Raw genomic sequence first — 13,606 nt, 5'->3', positions numbered from 1 at the left:
TGCCCACCGACCGGCCCCCGGGGAGGGGTCACCCGACGGGCCCCGGCTCGACGTCCTCGGCCGGCGGCCCCGCCGCGTCGGCGCCTATGCCGGTGAGCACCGCGTGCAGGCGGCGGGTCGCGTTCTCGGCGTCGGCGAGTTCGTCCGGCGTCGGGACGACCGTGCCGAAGGACAGCCCGTGGGCGGCGGGCAGCACCCTCCAGTGGAGGACCGGCGCGAGTGCGGTGCTGGCCCCGGCGAGGAACCAGGCCAGCCGCCCGTGCGTCCGGGCGATGCCGATCGCGAGGACGGCGAGCGCCTCGCGCAGGCACTCCAGACGCTCGATGTCCGGCAGCGGCGGCCGGCCGGAGTCCGGGCCCACCGCCTCCGCCAGACCCGACGCGGTCTTGAGCGCCAGCGCCGCATCGCCCGGCGCCAACTCCCACAGCCCGTCGTGGATCTGCCGTTCCGCCTCCGCGGCCAGGACCTCGATCTGGAGGGACATGCCCCGGCCGTCGGGCTCAGGGGACGGGGGCTGCCCGCCGTGGGCCGTCACGCGGCGGCCGAGGTGCGGTGCCGCGACCCGGCGGGGCCGGCGGGGCCGGCCGCGGACGGGACGTCGGTGCCGGGTGGTGCCCCGGTGTCGCATGCGGTGTGCGGGTGCACGTCGCTGAGTCCCCCCTGGTACGGGCGCGGCGCGCCGATCTTGTGTCGTCCATGACTCTCGCCGGTCCGGAGCGCCGGCCGCAGCCCGCACAGCGAACCTCCGGCGGGGCGGCAGGCCGCGGAACGAAGCCGCAACGAAGCCGGGGCGGCCCGGCCGACCGGGACGGCCTCCGTCCGCCGAGGGCCCGGTGGCGGGCGCGGGGGTTTGCGGACGGCCCTTCCGGTCAGTCGCACCAGGGGGGAGCCCGCGCAACCGCACGAAGGGAAGCGGCGACGTGAAGTCGAGCGTGAACGGCAGCCGGCCCGCCACGACGGCGAGGCCGGCAGGTGCCGCAGGACAGCGCACGGACGGCCACCCGCGACCGGTCAACGAACTGGTCCACGAGGCCGCGGACCTGGCCGCGGACCTGGTGCGCCAGGAGATCCGACTGGCCGGTGCGGAACTCAGCGCCAAGGGCAGACGGGCCGGCCGCGGCGGCGGCCTCCTCGGTGGCGCCGGGCTGCTCGCCGTCATCGGCCTGCAGGCCTTCGTGGCGGCCGCGATAGCCGGCCTGGCGCTGGTGATGCCGCTCTGGGCCGCCGCCCTCGTGGCCGGCGGCGTCCTGGCAGTCACCGCCGGCCTGCTCGCCCTGACCGGCCGGGGACAGCTGAGGAAGGCAGGGTCGCCCGTCCCCGAGCGGGCGGTCGCGACCACCAGGACCGACATCGACGTGATCAAGGAGCGTGCACACCGATGACCCGCAGGCACAGCACGGACGAGGCCGCCCCGAGCGTGGCGGAACTGACCTCGCAGATCGCCGACACCCGCGACCGCCTCGCCGACACCGTCGGCGAACTCGCCGCCAAGGCCGACGTCGGCGCCCGGGTGCGGGATGCCGCCGAACAGGCACGGGACAGCGCCGGTCAGGCCGCCGAGCGCGCCAGGCGGCGGATCGGCCGCACCGGAGGCCGGTTGAAGGACGGGATCGGCCGCACCGGAGACCGCGCCCGCCACGCCGTCGAGGCCCGGGCCGGGGACGCCGCCCACCGGCTGCGCGACGGCACCTCCCACCTGAACCGGTTCGCCGCCGGCGTCGGCGACACGGCCGGAGCGGCGGTCGGCCGGCACCCGGAGACCTCCGCCCGCGAACTCGTCCTCCAGTCGGCCAGGTACGGTGCGCCGCTGCTGGCCGCACTCGGCGGCGCCATGCTCGGGACGGCGGCCGTCCTGGCCCTGATGCGCCACCGGCGGTGACGAGCGGTCCCGCCCCGCCCGGAACGCCCGCCGGCGCCCCGCCGAGCTGCCGCAGCACTCCTCACCAGGACCCCTGCGGCAGCCCCCGCGGGGCGCCGGCGGGCGCTTCGCGCCGCGGCCGGGCGGGGCACGGAACCCGCCGCTGCAAGCGGGCTCCCTCCCGACCCCGACGGCCCGGCTCGGTGACCGGTTCGGCCCGGTGTCGGGTTCGGCACGGCGTGCGGTTCGGCCCGTGTCGGTCCGGCTCAGCGTCCGGGCTGGGACTGCGTACGATCCGGGACGGCTTCCGGTCCGGGACGGCGTTCGGGACGGGTCAGTGTTCGGGACGGGTCAGTGTTCGGGACGGGTCAGTGTTCGGGACGGGACGGCGGAGCGGCCCGCGGGGACGCCAGTTCCGGCTCCAGGCCCTCCATCGCCGGCGGAACGCCCAGGCCGAGTTCGTGTCGCCAGGCGTCGAAGGCCCAGGCGGCGGCCGCGACCAGCGCGCCGCCGACGAGCCACCCGCCGAGGACGTCGCTGGCCCAGTGCACCCCCAGCGCGACCCGGGTGAACCCCACCCCGGCCACGGACAGCGCGGCCAGCGCCCATACCGCCGGCCTCAGCGCACGCGGCACCAGCGGCGCCGTCACCAGCAGCAGGATCCCGCAGGACACGGTCGCCGTCAGGGCGTGCCCGGACGGGAAGGAGAATCCGGGCGCCTGCGAAACCGGCGCGTCCAGGTGCGGCCGCACCCGTGCGACCGCCGTCTTCGTCACCAGCCCGATCACCCCGGCCGCGGTCTCGGTGGCGGCCGCCCACGCGGCCAGCCGCCAGGCCCTGCGCCACAGCAGCCAGAGCACGGCCGCCGCGACGGCCAGTCGCATCGTCAGCGGATCCCACACCCCGTTGCTGAGCACGTCGAGGACCTTCAGCAGGCCCGGGTGCCGCAGCACGACGGCGTGCAGCCGCCCCGCCACCCCGGAGTCGAAGTCCCGCAGCGGCGTCCACCGGAGCTCGATGAGCGCGAGCAGCACCCCCGCCGGCACGGAGGCGACCAGGAACGCCGCCGAGGCCGCGGCCATGCGCTCGCCCAGGTGCAGGTCCGCCGTCCGCAGTGCGGCCTTGGTCGGCCACCGGGGACGCCCGCCCTCGCGGCGGCTCACGACCGTGCTCCCCGCCGGTCCGGTATCGCGTCCGGGTCCGGTCCGGCGGGTGCGGGCCGGCCCGCGTGGTCCGCCTCCAGCTGCGCCGCGAACGCGATGCCGAGGAAGAGGGCGATCGCGGTCAGGTAGGACCAGACGAGGAGCGAGAAGACGACGCTGAGCGGCCCGTAGACGGCGTCGAAGGAGCCGCTGAGGCGCAGGAACGCGCCCAGCAGCCAGGTCGAGGCCACCCACAGCACGAGGTAGAAGGCGGCGCCGAAGGCCAGCCAGCTGTAGCCGGGCTGGCGTCGGCGCGGCGCCCGGCGGAAGACGACGCTGGCCGCCACGACGGCCAGCACCACGCCGGCGGGCCAGCGCAGGACCGCCCAGGCCGCCGCGGCCCCCGGCCCGAGGCCGTAGACCTCGGCGACGGCGGCGCCGACCTGACGGCCCGCCACCAGGACGACGAAGCCGATCCCGAGCGGCAGGCCGGCGGTCGCGGCCATCACGATGCCCCGGCCGTACTTGCGGTGGAAGGGCCGGTCGCGTTCGATGCCGTAGATCCGGTTCGCTCCGCGCTCGATCTGGCAGAGCCCGGTCACCAGGTTGACGAGGGAGAACACCGCCCCGGACCAGAGCGCGACCGCGCCGCCGTCGCCGGCCCGCTGCCGGCTGCGTTCGAGCACCTCGTGGACGAGGTCCGCACTGGCCCCGGAGACGAGGCGCTCCAGGCTCGCCCCGAGCACGTCGCCGAGTCGCCCGGTGGGCAGCACCGACGACAGGCCGACCACGGCGATGGCGAAGGGCACCAGCGCCAGCACGGTCTGGAAGGCGAGGGCGCGGGCGTGGCTGAAGCCGTCGGCGTACCGGAAGCGCACGAAGGCGTCGCGGAAGAGGGACCAGCGGCCGTGGTCGCGCAGGGTCGCGACCGCTTCGTCGGCGGCGAGCGTGCCACCGCCGTCCTGCACCCGGGTGGCGGTTCCCATCAGGCCGCCGCTCCTTCCTGTCGGTCCTCCGTGTCGGTCGTCGCGGGCGCCGTCGTCGGCGGTGCCGCCGTCGGCGCCGCCGGTGCCAGCACGGTGAGCACGCCGGGACGGACGCCCAGCCGCAGGCCGCGTCCCTCCGGCACCGGGTCGCCGTCCAGCTCGCGCGGGCAGGCCCGGTCGGCGACCAGGTCGACGCTGCGGGCCCGGAAGTGTTCGAACGGCCCGTCCGGTCCGCGCCCCGTACGGCCCCTGCCACGGCCCGTCAGCAGGGCGGCCACGGCGGCGAGCCAGCCGGCGGCCCCGCGGGGGTGCAGCAGTACGAGGTCCAGGACGCCGTCGTCCGGCTCCGCGTCCGGGAGCAGGCGCATGCCGCCCTGGAGCGAGCCGACGTTGCCGACCACGGCCATCCGCACCCGCCGCTCGAAGGGCGCCGCGCCGTCGAGACGGACGGTCAGACGGACGGGGCGGTCCCGCAGGTGGCGGGCCGCGCCGACGGCGTAGGCCGGCCAGCCGAGCCGCTGCTTGAGCCGTCGTCCGGTGGCGGCCATCACGGCCGCGTCGAGGCCCATGCCGGCCATCGCGGTGACCACGGACCCGTCCATGCCGTCGCCGGTGGCCTCCGCGAGGTCGAGCCGGCGCGGCGCTCCGTCGAGGGCGGCCGCCAGCGCCGGCCCCGGCGCCGCCGGCAGGCCCAGGTTGCGGGCGAGCAGGTTGCCGGTACCGCAGGGGACGACGGCGAGCGTCGCCGCCGTCCCGGCGAGGGCCCCGGCGCAGGCCGTCACGGTGCCGTCGCCCCCGCACACCACCAGCAGCGTGGCGCCTGCCGCGAGGGCGTCCGTCGCCGCGGACCGCCCCGCGTCCTCGGCGGCGGTCTCGACCGTCGAGGCGACCGCGATGCCGCGGGCCGCCAGCACGGCGCGCACCTCGGACACCACTGCGGCACGTGCGACCACCGGATTCACCAGCAGCACCACCCGATCCACCGTCCCGTCCACGGCGCGCTCGACGAGCCGGGGCAGCCCGGCCTCGGCGGGGGCCGCGCCGGGGGAGCGGTCGGCGAGCACCGCCCGGTGCATCACCCACAGCGCCGCAGCGCCGTTCACCAGCCCGGCCAGCACGTCACTGGGATGGTGCATGCCCCGGTACAGCCGGCTCACCGCGACCAGCGGCGGCAGCAGCCAGAGCAGCGCGCACACCGCGTACCGCCACCGCCCGCGTACCAGCAGCAGGACGAGGACGCCCAGCCCGCCGTAGAGCGCGGTCGCGGCACCGACGTGCCCCGACGGATAGCTTGAGGTCGGCAGCGCCCCGTCCAGCCGGACGACGTCCGGCCGGGGGCGGCCCACCAGTGCGGCGGCCGTCACGAACAGGACGGCCTGCGCCGTCACCGCCCCTGCCAGGAAGACGGCCTCCCGCCACCGCCGCAGACGGCTGACGGCGAGCAGGACGAGCACCGCGAGGGCGGTGACCGCCACGACCGCGGGCGTGAAGGCGGCCGCCGACAGCCACCCGCTCCAGGTGGTGAGAACCGTCCCGCGGTGCGCGGCCAGCCAGGCCGTCACCGCCGGCTCCCGGGCGTCCCACAGGCCGAACGGCGGATGGACGATCAGTACGCCCAGCAGCACCAGTAGTGCGGCCTGCACCGCCATCGGCCCCAGCACCCGACGGGCCAGCCGTCCGCCATCACGAGTCGTCATGCCTGCCCGTGTCCCCCGAGCGGCCGGCGGTATCCGTGCCCGCCGCGAGCCGCGTCCGGCCCGCGCGGCATTCGGACGTGTGAGCCGGTCATTTCCGGCAAGGCGCCGCACATCAGGCGTGCCGGTGGGGTGTTGTCGCCGCCGGCCGGAACGAGAGGAACGATGTCGTGGCCATGATCTCCCGACTGCCCGGTCCGCTCCACCAGCGCTGGGACTGGCAGCTGCAGGGTGCCTGCCGCCGGTCCGACGCACGGCTGTTCTTCCATCCGTCGGGAGAACGCGGGCGGGCCCACGACGCGCGGGAGGAGGCGGCCAAGCGGATATGCGGGGACTGCCCGGTGCGCGCCGAATGCCTCGCCCACGCGCTGAGCGTCCGCGAGCCGTACGGCGTCTGGGGCGGCATGGGCGAGGACGAGCGCCGGGCCCTCGTGGGTCCGGCGCGGCGCGGGGCGTGCCGGACCGCCTGACGGCGGTGCGCCCGGCCGAACTCCGCGCCCGGTGGAACCTCGTGCCCGGTGGGGCGGTCAGTCGGCCGACAGGCCGTCGAGCAGGGCGAGGGCGTCCTCGACCGAGCCGGCCGGGTCGCTGACGGGGTAGAGCACCCCCCGGACGGTGCGGGCGGGATCGAGGACCAGGGTGAGGCGCTTGAGGCGGTCCACGCCGGCGGCGCGGAAGGTGGGCAGCCGCAGCGAGGCGGCCAGCCGCAGGTCGGCGTCGGACAGCAGCGGGAACGGGATCCGTGCGTGCTCGGCGAACGCGGCCAGCTGGTCCGGGCGTTGGGTGCTGACGCCGTACACGGCGGCGTCGCGGGCGGCGAACTCGTCCATCCGGTCGCGGTAGGTGCAGGACTCCAGGGTGCAGCCCGCGGCGCCCGGGAGGGCGCCCCAGCCCGGCGGGTAGTCCAGGCCGCCCGGTGCGTAGGCGCCCGGGTAGCAGTACAGCACCGTCCAGGCCCGGTCGGCGGCGACCGGGTCGACCCGGCCGCCGGAGGCCGCGGCGAGGTCGAACGCGGGCAGTCGGCGGCCGGTCAGCGCCATGACCCGGCGGGTCTCGGCGGAGTCGGCGGTGCTGGTGCCGGAGAGCGAGCCGTCGCCCAGGACGTACCGCCCGCCCCAGTCCTGCAGGGCGACCAGGACGGGCAGCAGGCCGCGTCCGGTCTCCGTCAGGTGGTACTCGTAGCGCGGCGGGTGCGGGTGGTAGAGCCGCTTCTCCAGCACGCCGTCGGCGACCAGGGCCTTGAGGCGTTCGGTGAGGACCTTCCGGCTGATGCCGAGCGCACCCTGCAGCGCGTCGAACTGGTGCGTGCCGCCGGCGACGTCCCTGATCAGGAGCAGGGTCCAGGCGTCCCCGACGACCGTCAGGGCCTGGGAGATCGCGCAGTCGGGGTCAGCCGCTTCGGTGTGCCGCATGATCACCGATTATAGTGAGTTCCCCAAAGAGACTCACTTGCCAAGGGGTGGACGTGACGACGGAGACGGTGGACTCGCCGCAGGACGGGGCAGCCCGTGTCAACGAGGTCGGCGAGGTCGGGGAGGTCGGGGAGGTCGGTCAGGTTGTCGGCGGGAGCGGGAGCGGGAGCGGGCCGGGCGGTGGCGCGGCGGCGTTCTGGCGCTACTGGACGGCCTCGACGGTCAGCCGGCTCGGCGACCAGGTGACGGCGGTGGCGCTGCCGCTGCTCGCCGTGGTCACCCTGCGCGCGACGGCCGTCCAGGTCGGCCTGATCACGGGCGCCGCCTACGTCGCCTGGCTGCTGATCGGGCTTCCCGCCGGCGTCCTCGTCCAGCGGCTGCCGCTGCGCGGCACCCAGGTCGCGATGGACCTCGTCCGGGGCGCCGCCGTCGCCTCGGTGCCCCTGGCGGCCGCCCTCGGCGTGCTGGGCCTGCCGCACCTGGTGGCGGTCGCCCTGGTGGTCGGACTGGCGAGCGTCGTCTTCGACGTCGGCAACGCCACCTTCCTGCCCTCGATCGTCGCCAAGGAGCAGCTGACCGCCCGCAACAGCCTGGTCTCCGGCAGCTCCGCGGCGACCGAACTCGCCGGGCCCTCGCTCGGCGGCGTGCTGGTGCAGTTCCTCGGCGGCGCCGCGTCGATGCTCCTGGACGCCTTCAGCTACCTCGCCTCGGCCGCACTGCTGCGCAGCCTGCCGTACGCCGGGCAGCCGGCCGGCGGGCGGCCGCACGCGGCCGGGATGCGGGAGCAGATCCGCGAGGGCTGGCAGTACGTCACCCGGCACCCGGTGATCGGGCCGTGCGCCGCCGACGCCACGGCCGTCAACTTCGTCTGCGGCGGGCTGATGACCCTCACCCCGGTCTTCCTGGTCCGCACCCTGGGCGCCCCGGCCGCCGTGGTCGGCGCCCTGATGGCCACCGCCGGCCTGGGCAGCCTGCTCGGTGCCGCCGCCACGCCCCGGCTGGTCGCCCGGCTCGGCAGCGGCCGCGCCCTGCGCCGGGCCGCCGCGGTCGCCGCCGCCTTCGCCTTCCTGCTCCCGCTGGCCGGCTCCGGCTGGGCCGCGCTCGTGTTCGCGGTCGGCAACGCCGGGTTCTCCGCCGCCGTGGTGGTGACGAGCATCGTGACCCGCACCCACCGCCAGACGCAGACCCCGCCGGAGCTGCTGCCCCGGGTGATGGCCACCGTCCGGTTCGTCTCCTGGGGTGCGATCCCGGTCGGCGCGCTCGCCGCGGGGGCCGCCGCCGAGGCCTGGGGGACGCGTACGGCGTTGCTGCTGCTCGCGGTGTGCAGCGTGGCGAGCCCCGCGATCATCCTGGCGAGCCCCGTCCGCCGGATGCGCGACCTGGCCTGAGCCGGGGCCGTCGGCCGGGACCCCGGGCGGCCGGTCCGCGGGCGGCCCGGCCGCTCAGGACAGCGGACCGGCCTCGGCGGGGAGACCGGACGGGCCGAAGGCGCCGGACAGGTCGGCGAGGACGGCGAGGAGTCCGTCGCGGTGGAGGGCGGCGACGGGCTCCACCAGGTCCGGGTGGCGCAGCAGGGGCGCGGCGTCCGTGTCGCGTTGCGCCGGGAGGACCAGGCGGCGCGGGTCTCCGGCGACGCCGACGTGCTCGGTCGCCGCGACGGCCCGGTGGGCGCGCACCGCCAGTGCGGGGTCGGCGAGGAGGCAGGCCGCCCAGCTCACGACGGTCTCGTCGACCCAGGTGCGCCAGTCCGCGTCGGCATCGTCCGGGTGGCGGCCCGTCAGTTCGTCCAGGCGGCCGCTGCCGCCCGGGCCGAGGAGGTCGAGGAGTTCGGCGTCGAGCGCGGTCGGGTGGCGCAGCGCCGCGGCCACGGTGGCGGCCTGCTGCGCCTGGGCCTCGGCGGTGGCCAGGCTGAAGGCGCCGGGAGCCGGCGGGAAGGCGGTGAGCAGCCAGCGGGCGCAGGCTGCGATGACGGGGGCCGCGGCGACGGGGGCCGGATCGGTGGGCATGGGCGGTCCTCGGACGCGTACCGGCCACCGCCCGGAGGGCGGCGGGAGCCGGTGGCTGCACGGGGCGGCGCTGCCCCGCGGGTGGCATGCCAGTGTAGGCAGGCCGGGGCCGGGAACGGCGTGGCGCGCGTCACCCCCGCCGCCCCGCCGGGCGCAGCCGGCCCGGGGGGCGTCCGGGAGGCCGGCATCACCGCCGGCTGCCGGGCTCCTCCAGGTCGACCGATCCGCCCAGCGGGATGCGGGCGTAGTCGGTTCCGTGCTCCTCCAACAGCCAGCCGTCGAAGTTGTCCATGCCGACGGCACTGAGGTTGGCGTCGTGGATGGGGAACGCCCGGGCCGGCCGCACGGCGCGGACGAACTCGATCGCTTCGCGGAGCTTCAGCCACGGACCGGAGGCCGGGACGAGCAGGGTGTCGACCGGTTCGGCGGGGACGTGCAGCGAGTCCCCGGGGTGGTAGAGACCGTCGACGACGAATCCCAGGTTGGGGCAGCCGGGCAGGCCGTCGATGATCTCGGCGTGCTCGCCGCCGACGGCCCGCACGGTGAACCCGGCCGCGGTGAAGGCGTCTCCCGCCGCGACGGCGGTCGCGCCGTCGCCGAGGGCCGCGGCCAGGGCCGGATGGGTGTGGACGGTCAGTGAGGGGTTGTCCTTCCGGGCAGCGGCGAGCTTGCCGACGTCGAGGTGGTCCGCGTGCTCGTGGGTGATGAGCACGGCGGTGGCACCGGAGAGGGCTTCCGCTTCGGAGAGGGTGCCCGGGTCGATCACGAGCACCCGGTCGCCGTCCTCGATGCGCACACAGGCGTGGCCGTACTTCGTCAGACGCATCCGGTCAACCTACCGTCACGAGCCGTTCGGCATCGGCGACATGGGCCGGGCCGGCTACGACCGGGCCCGGGCGACCCGGGACGTTCCGGTCACCGCCATCACGAGGGAGTACAGCGAGGTCGTCGCCGTGATGAAGAGGCGGTTGTTCTTCGGCCCGCCGAAGGCGAGGTTGGAGACGGGCTCCGGGACGCGCAGGCGGCCGATGAGCGTGCCGTCCGGGTCGTAGCAGTGCACGCCGTCCTCCAGGGCCGCCGCCCAGAGCCGGCCGCCGTCGTCGAAGCGGATGTTGTCGAAGCCGCTCTCCGGCGACTTCGCGAAGACCTCGCCGTCCGAGAGCGTGCCGTCCTCGCGCACGTCGAAGACGCGGATGTGGCGCTGCCGGCTGTCCGCCACGAAGAGCCGCTGCTCGTCGGGGGAGAGGACCAACCCGTTGGGGCCCTCGAAGCCGTCCGCGACGAGCCGCACCTCGCCGCTGCCCGGGTCGATCCGGTACACGTTGCAGGCGCCGATCTCGGCCTCGGCGCGGTGGCCCTCGTAGTCGCTGGTGATGCCGAAGTCCGGGTCGGAGAACCAGACCGAGCCGTCCGAGTGCACCACGGCGTCGTTGGGCGAGTTGAGCCGGCGGCCCAGGTAGCGGTCGGCGAGCACGGTGACCGACCCGTCGTGCTCGGTGCGGGTCACCCGGCGGTTGCCCTGTTCGCAGCTGACGAGCCGGCCCTGGCCGTCCAGGGTGTTGCCGTTGCTGTGGCCGGCGGGGGAGCGGAAGACGCCGACCGTGCCGGTGGCCTCGTCCCAGCGCAGCATCCGGTCGTTGGGGATGTCGCTCCAGATCAGCTGGCGCCAGGCCGGCAGGTAGACCGGGCCCTCCGCCCAGCGGCAGTCCCCGTGCAGCTTCTCCAGGCGGACGTCGCCGTTGGCGCACCGCCCGGTGCGGAAGCGGTCGTCCAGAATCTCGTACAGACCGTGGTTCATCTCGCTGGACATCATCATCCCCCTGTTGCATATGGCCGAATATCATTCGGTGATGGATGAGTATGACAGAAGCCGATATGGTTCCACCATGGCATCGGAGAACCTCGACGAGACCGACCGTGCACTGATCGCACTGCTGCAGCAGGACGCCGGCCGGGCCTACGCGGCCCTGGGCAAGGCGGTCGGGTTGTCCGCGGGCGCCGCCCACGAGCGCGTCCGCAAACTCCGCGAGCGCGGCGTCGTCCGCCGCACCACCGTCGAGGTCGACCCCAAGGCGCTCGGCCTCGGCGTCCTCGCCTTCGTGATGGTCGAGTCCTCGGCCTGGATGGGCGACTCCGCCGAGGCCTTCGCCGCGATCCCGGAGATCGAGGAGGCCCACATCATCGCGGGCAGCGCCTCCGTCCTGGTGAAGGTCCGCACCGCCACCACCGAACAGCTCCAGGACGTGCTGCGCCGCCTCTACGCCGTCGAGGGCGTCAACGGCACCCAGGCCACGGTCTCGCTGGAGACCTTCTTCGAACGCCCGCCGTCCCCCGCCACCCCGCCCGTCTGAGCGCCGGGGACGGGCGCGCCGCCCGGCGTGACCCCGCCCGTTGCGCGAGGGCCACCGATGCGCAGTCGATGCGTCGGCAGGTGGTCGGCCGTTCCTCCGTTGGCCCGGCGGCAGACGGGTAGGCGCGGCCGTGCCCGCGCGCGAAGGCGCCGGGCACGGGAGAGGAGAGTGTGATGATCATCAGGAAGCTGCACGAGGCGGGCCTCAGGTCCGAGCACGCCTACCTGGCCGCCGTGGCCTCGATCGGGCTGTCGTTCATGTCGTGGACGGCCTCGGCGAAGATGGAGCGGTCCGGGATCGACCGGGCGGACCGATGGGGCATCTTCGTCGGCGAGTGGGCACCGACCTTCTTCTGCCTCGGACTCGCCCTCGCCCAGTACGAGAGTGCCGGGGCCGACAACCCGCTGTGGTCCGACGACCCGCGGGTCAGCGCGCCGGCGTGACCGTCCACCGGCCGACCGCCCGACCGTCAGGAGGAGCAGACATGAAGGGGCACGAGCAGGACCCGCCCGACACCCGCGGCGCGAGCCCGCACCCGCAGCGGACGGTGAAACCGGGCGACGAGGCGGTCGGCGACCGCTCCTACGGCGACCGGGCGTCCGCCACGGACCCGTCGCCGCCGCGGAGCCGGCCCGCGGACGGTGACGACCTGCGCGAGGGGTACGACGCGACCGCCGACGCCGCGAGCACCCTCCGCCGGACCCGCGGCCCCGAGCAGGAGCGGTCCGGCGAACGGTGATGCGGGGCCGCGGTGAAGAGGTCGTGTGCGCCGGGATGGCGGCCCGCACCGGGGGCAGACGCGCCCCGCCAGGGCCGGACGGACCGTCCGGCGGACACAGGGGAGGTCGGTGCAGTGGCCATAGCAGGACTGTTCGCGTTCGCGGTCATGCTCTTCGGGACGGGACTGGGGTTGGCCGTCGCCGCGGTGGGGCTGGCGGGCCGTCTGGCCTCCGCCCCCGCCCGCCGGGCCCGGCCGGCCGGCCGGGCCCGCGGATGACCTCGGGCCGCAGCGCGGATTCCGCAGGTGTCCGGCGGCCGACGGCCCCGGGCGTGCGCCGGGCACCGCATCCGGCCGGAAGGGAACGGCGATGGTGACCGCGGAGACCGGGTTCAGTGGTGTCGCCCTCGATCTGATCGCCGGTCGGTGCCACGCGCCGAAGGCCGGGCACGGGCCGGCAGGTGCGAGACGCCGGGAGCGCGGGCGACCGCGAGCTCGCGGCCTTCTTCTACGGTGGTTCCGGGAGGCGGATCGGGCATGAGTCTCGTCAAGATCGTCTACAAGCCGGTGGGCTTGCTGGTGGGCGCCCTCGGCGGCCTGCTGGCCGGCGCCGTGTTCAAGCAGGTCTGGAAGCTCGCCGGGCACGAGGAGGACGCGCCGGACGCCACCGACAGGGACCGCAGCTGGGGTGAGGTGCTGCTCGCCGCGGCCCTGCAGGGCGCGGTGTTCGCGCTGGTGAAAGCGGCACTGAACCGCGGTGGTGCGGCAGCCGTCCACCGGGTGACCGGTCACTGGCCCGGGGACGGCTGAGCCGCCCGAGCCGCTGCTGCGACGGTCACCACCGGCGGACGGCGGCCGCCGCTCCCGGACTTCCCGCGGTCGGGGCGCCCGCCCGGTGCGGCCGGCCGTTCGCCCGTGGTGCGCCGTTCGCAGCCGCACCCGACCCGTCGGCAGCGGCGACGGCGGCCGGGCGGGCGCGGTCGACGGTGAACACCCGGTCGGTCTCGGTCGGCCGCAGCAACTGGCGCATCTGCCGGCGCGGGGCCGCCAGCCGGAAGGCGACGCCGGCCTCGAGGGCGGCCTCCCGGCCGCGCAGCAACGCGTTCAGCCCGGCCGCGGCGCAGAACTCCAGCCCGCTGCAGTCCACCACCACGGCGACCGGGGCCGGCCGTGCGGCCACCGCCTTGCGCAGCGCCACCTGCAACTGGCCGGTGGTGTCCATGTCGGCCTCGCCGAGGACCTCCACCACCCGCACACCCCCCGGGCCGGCGCGATGGGCGATGCGGAGCACGGGCTGCACGTCTGCCTCCTGTCGATCGGGTGCCTGCGTCGGACGGTCCTACCCTGAAAGCCTGAACGCACCGGCCGTGCCGCCGCAGCCCTCCGGGCGAAGTCCGGTGATCTGCCCAGGTCACCGGGCGAAGCCGACGGACACGACA

At 76.0% G+C, this 13,606-nt stretch carries 18 protein-coding genes; 9 read left to right on the top strand and 9 right to left on the bottom strand.

Annotated features, from left to right (window positions below; genetic code table 11):
- Window positions 1–28 precede the first annotated feature (28 nt).
- Window positions 29–484: a hypothetical protein gene (locus AB0442_RS34505; protein ID WP_366167523.1), complete on the bottom strand. Its 456-nt coding sequence runs from the start codon at window positions 482–484 to the stop codon at window positions 29–31.
- Between the two features lie 436 nt (window positions 485–920).
- Between AB0442_RS34505 and AB0442_RS34500 the strand changes: the two genes are divergently transcribed.
- Window positions 921–1,382 carry a phage holin family protein gene (locus AB0442_RS34500; protein WP_366167522.1) on the top strand — a complete coding sequence of 154 codons (462 nt, stop codon included), beginning with the start codon at window positions 921–923 and terminating at the stop codon, window positions 1,380–1,382.
- On the top strand, window positions 1,379–1,879 hold the full coding sequence (locus AB0442_RS34495; RefSeq protein ID WP_366167521.1) for a DUF3618 domain-containing protein: 501 nt from the start codon (window positions 1,379–1,381) through the stop codon (window positions 1,877–1,879). The genes AB0442_RS34500 and AB0442_RS34495 overlap by 4 nt, the downstream gene beginning before the upstream one ends.
- A gap of 347 nt (window positions 1,880–2,226) precedes the next feature.
- Here the strand turns inward: AB0442_RS34495 and AB0442_RS34490 are convergent, their stop codons facing one another.
- Genes AB0442_RS34490 through AB0442_RS34480 form a run of 3 tightly spaced genes read right to left on the bottom strand, consistent with a single transcriptional unit; the run spans window position 2,227 to window position 5,683 of the window.
- Window positions 2,227–3,021, bottom strand: a complete 795-nt coding sequence (locus AB0442_RS34490) for a phosphatase PAP2 family protein (RefSeq protein ID WP_366167520.1) — start codon at window positions 3,019–3,021, stop codon at window positions 2,227–2,229.
- Window positions 3,018–3,986, bottom strand: a complete 969-nt coding sequence (locus AB0442_RS34485; RefSeq protein WP_363548710.1) for a YihY/virulence factor BrkB family protein — start codon at window positions 3,984–3,986, stop codon at window positions 3,018–3,020. The genes AB0442_RS34490 and AB0442_RS34485 overlap by 4 nt, the downstream gene beginning before the upstream one ends.
- The gene (locus AB0442_RS34480) at window positions 3,986–5,683 is read right to left on the bottom strand and encodes a diacylglycerol kinase family protein (RefSeq protein WP_366167519.1); all 1,698 of its coding nucleotides are present in this window, start codon (window positions 5,681–5,683) and stop codon (window positions 3,986–3,988) included. The genes AB0442_RS34485 and AB0442_RS34480 overlap by 1 nt, the downstream gene beginning before the upstream one ends.
- 167 nt (window positions 5,684–5,850) lie before the next feature.
- On the opposite strand from AB0442_RS34480, the gene AB0442_RS34475 reads away from it, so the two are divergent.
- The gene (locus AB0442_RS34475) at window positions 5,851–6,150 is read left to right on the top strand and encodes a WhiB family transcriptional regulator (RefSeq protein ID WP_366167518.1); all 300 of its coding nucleotides are present in this window, start codon (window positions 5,851–5,853) and stop codon (window positions 6,148–6,150) included.
- Between the two features lie 57 nt (window positions 6,151–6,207).
- Here AB0442_RS34475 and AB0442_RS34470 read toward each other — a convergent pair whose 3' ends face one another.
- Window positions 6,208–7,092 (bottom strand): winged helix-turn-helix transcriptional regulator, encoded by an 885-nt coding sequence (locus AB0442_RS34470; protein WP_366167517.1) that lies wholly within the window; start codon window positions 7,090–7,092, stop codon window positions 6,208–6,210.
- A gap of 53 nt (window positions 7,093–7,145) precedes the next feature.
- Between AB0442_RS34470 and AB0442_RS34465 the strand changes: the two genes are divergently transcribed.
- Window positions 7,146–8,480, top strand: coding sequence for an MFS transporter (locus AB0442_RS34465; RefSeq protein ID WP_366167516.1), 1,335 nt, complete (start codon window positions 7,146–7,148; stop codon window positions 8,478–8,480).
- 54 nt (window positions 8,481–8,534) lie between these two features.
- Here the strand turns inward: AB0442_RS34465 and AB0442_RS34460 are convergent, their stop codons facing one another.
- The 3 genes from AB0442_RS34460 to AB0442_RS34450 form a co-directional block, all read right to left on the bottom strand.
- Window positions 8,535–9,098, bottom strand: coding sequence for a hypothetical protein (locus AB0442_RS34460; RefSeq protein ID WP_366167515.1), 564 nt, complete (start codon window positions 9,096–9,098; stop codon window positions 8,535–8,537).
- Between the two features lie 187 nt (window positions 9,099–9,285).
- On the bottom strand, window positions 9,286–9,924 hold the full coding sequence (locus tag AB0442_RS34455; RefSeq protein WP_366167514.1) for an MBL fold metallo-hydrolase: 639 nt from the start codon (window positions 9,922–9,924) through the stop codon (window positions 9,286–9,288).
- A gap of 54 nt (window positions 9,925–9,978) precedes the next feature.
- Window positions 9,979–10,908, bottom strand: a complete 930-nt coding sequence (locus AB0442_RS34450; RefSeq protein ID WP_366167513.1) for an SMP-30/gluconolactonase/LRE family protein — start codon at window positions 10,906–10,908, stop codon at window positions 9,979–9,981.
- Window positions 10,909–10,984: 76 nt separating this feature from the next.
- Here AB0442_RS34450 and AB0442_RS34445 point away from each other — a divergent pair, with 76 nt between their 5' ends.
- The 5 genes from AB0442_RS34445 (at window position 10,985) to AB0442_RS34425 (ending at window position 12,977) form a co-directional block, all read left to right on the top strand.
- Window positions 10,985–11,449 (top strand): Lrp/AsnC family transcriptional regulator, encoded by a 465-nt coding sequence (locus AB0442_RS34445; protein WP_366167512.1) that lies wholly within the window; start codon window positions 10,985–10,987, stop codon window positions 11,447–11,449.
- Between the two features lie 173 nt (window positions 11,450–11,622).
- Complete coding sequence (locus AB0442_RS34440) at window positions 11,623–11,892, top strand: hypothetical protein (RefSeq protein WP_366167511.1); 270 nt, start codon at window positions 11,623–11,625, stop codon at window positions 11,890–11,892.
- 41 nt (window positions 11,893–11,933) lie between these two features.
- The gene (locus AB0442_RS34435; RefSeq protein WP_363548730.1) at window positions 11,934–12,188 is read left to right on the top strand and encodes a hypothetical protein; all 255 of its coding nucleotides are present in this window, start codon (window positions 11,934–11,936) and stop codon (window positions 12,186–12,188) included.
- Between the two features lie 114 nt (window positions 12,189–12,302).
- Window positions 12,303–12,446 carry a hypothetical protein gene (locus tag AB0442_RS34430; protein ID WP_363548731.1) on the top strand — a complete coding sequence of 48 codons (144 nt, stop codon included), beginning with the start codon at window positions 12,303–12,305 and terminating at the stop codon, window positions 12,444–12,446.
- A 258-nt stretch (window positions 12,447–12,704) separates the two neighbouring features.
- A complete protein-coding gene (locus tag AB0442_RS34425; protein WP_366167510.1) occupies window positions 12,705–12,977 on the top strand; it encodes a DUF4235 domain-containing protein in 273 nt (90 codons plus the stop codon).
- Window positions 12,978–13,002: 25 nt separating this feature from the next.
- Here the strand turns inward: AB0442_RS34425 and AB0442_RS34420 are convergent, their stop codons facing one another.
- The gene (locus AB0442_RS34420) at window positions 13,003–13,467 is read right to left on the bottom strand and encodes an STAS domain-containing protein (protein ID WP_366167509.1); all 465 of its coding nucleotides are present in this window, start codon (window positions 13,465–13,467) and stop codon (window positions 13,003–13,005) included.
- Window positions 13,468–13,606 lie beyond the last annotated feature (139 nt).

The sequence above is a fragment of the Kitasatospora sp. NPDC085895 genome (assembly GCF_040702125.1).
GTDB lineage: Bacteria > Actinomycetota > Actinomycetes > Streptomycetales > Streptomycetaceae > Kitasatospora > Kitasatospora arboriphila.
The sequence above is the reverse complement of the archived record's forward strand: the minus strand, read 5'-3'. Positions and strand labels throughout refer to the sequence as shown.

Excerpts from the sequence above, each read along its gene's own strand:
- AB0442_RS34425 (WP_366167510.1), top strand. The coding sequence starts at position 12,705 with ATGAGTCTCGTCAAGATCGTCTACAAGCCGGTGGGCTTGCTGGTGGGC.
- AB0442_RS34495 (WP_366167521.1), top strand. The coding sequence starts at position 1,379 with ATGACCCGCAGGCACAGCACGGACGAGGCCGCCCCGAGCGTGGCGGAA.
- AB0442_RS34485 (WP_363548710.1), bottom strand. The coding sequence starts at position 3,986 with ATGGGAACCGCCACCCGGGTGCAGGACGGCGGTGGCACGCTCGCCGCC.
- AB0442_RS34445 (WP_366167512.1), top strand. The coding sequence starts at position 10,985 with ATGGCATCGGAGAACCTCGACGAGACCGACCGTGCACTGATCGCACTG.
- AB0442_RS34505 (WP_366167523.1), bottom strand. The coding sequence starts at position 484 with ATGTCCCTCCAGATCGAGGTCCTGGCCGCGGAGGCGGAACGGCAGATC.
- AB0442_RS34480 (WP_366167519.1), bottom strand. The coding sequence starts at position 5,683 with ATGACGACTCGTGATGGCGGACGGCTGGCCCGTCGGGTGCTGGGGCCG.
- AB0442_RS34450 (WP_366167513.1), bottom strand. The coding sequence starts at position 10,908 with ATGTCCAGCGAGATGAACCACGGTCTGTACGAGATTCTGGACGACCGC.
- AB0442_RS34460 (WP_366167515.1), bottom strand. The coding sequence starts at position 9,098 with ATGCCCACCGATCCGGCCCCCGTCGCCGCGGCCCCCGTCATCGCAGCC.
- AB0442_RS34455 (WP_366167514.1), bottom strand. The coding sequence starts at position 9,924 with ATGCGTCTGACGAAGTACGGCCACGCCTGTGTGCGCATCGAGGACGGC.
- AB0442_RS34435 (WP_363548730.1), top strand. The coding sequence starts at position 11,934 with ATGAAGGGGCACGAGCAGGACCCGCCCGACACCCGCGGCGCGAGCCCG.
- AB0442_RS34440 (WP_366167511.1), top strand. The coding sequence starts at position 11,623 with ATGATCATCAGGAAGCTGCACGAGGCGGGCCTCAGGTCCGAGCACGCC.
- AB0442_RS34470 (WP_366167517.1), bottom strand. The coding sequence starts at position 7,092 with ATGCGGCACACCGAAGCGGCTGACCCCGACTGCGCGATCTCCCAGGCC.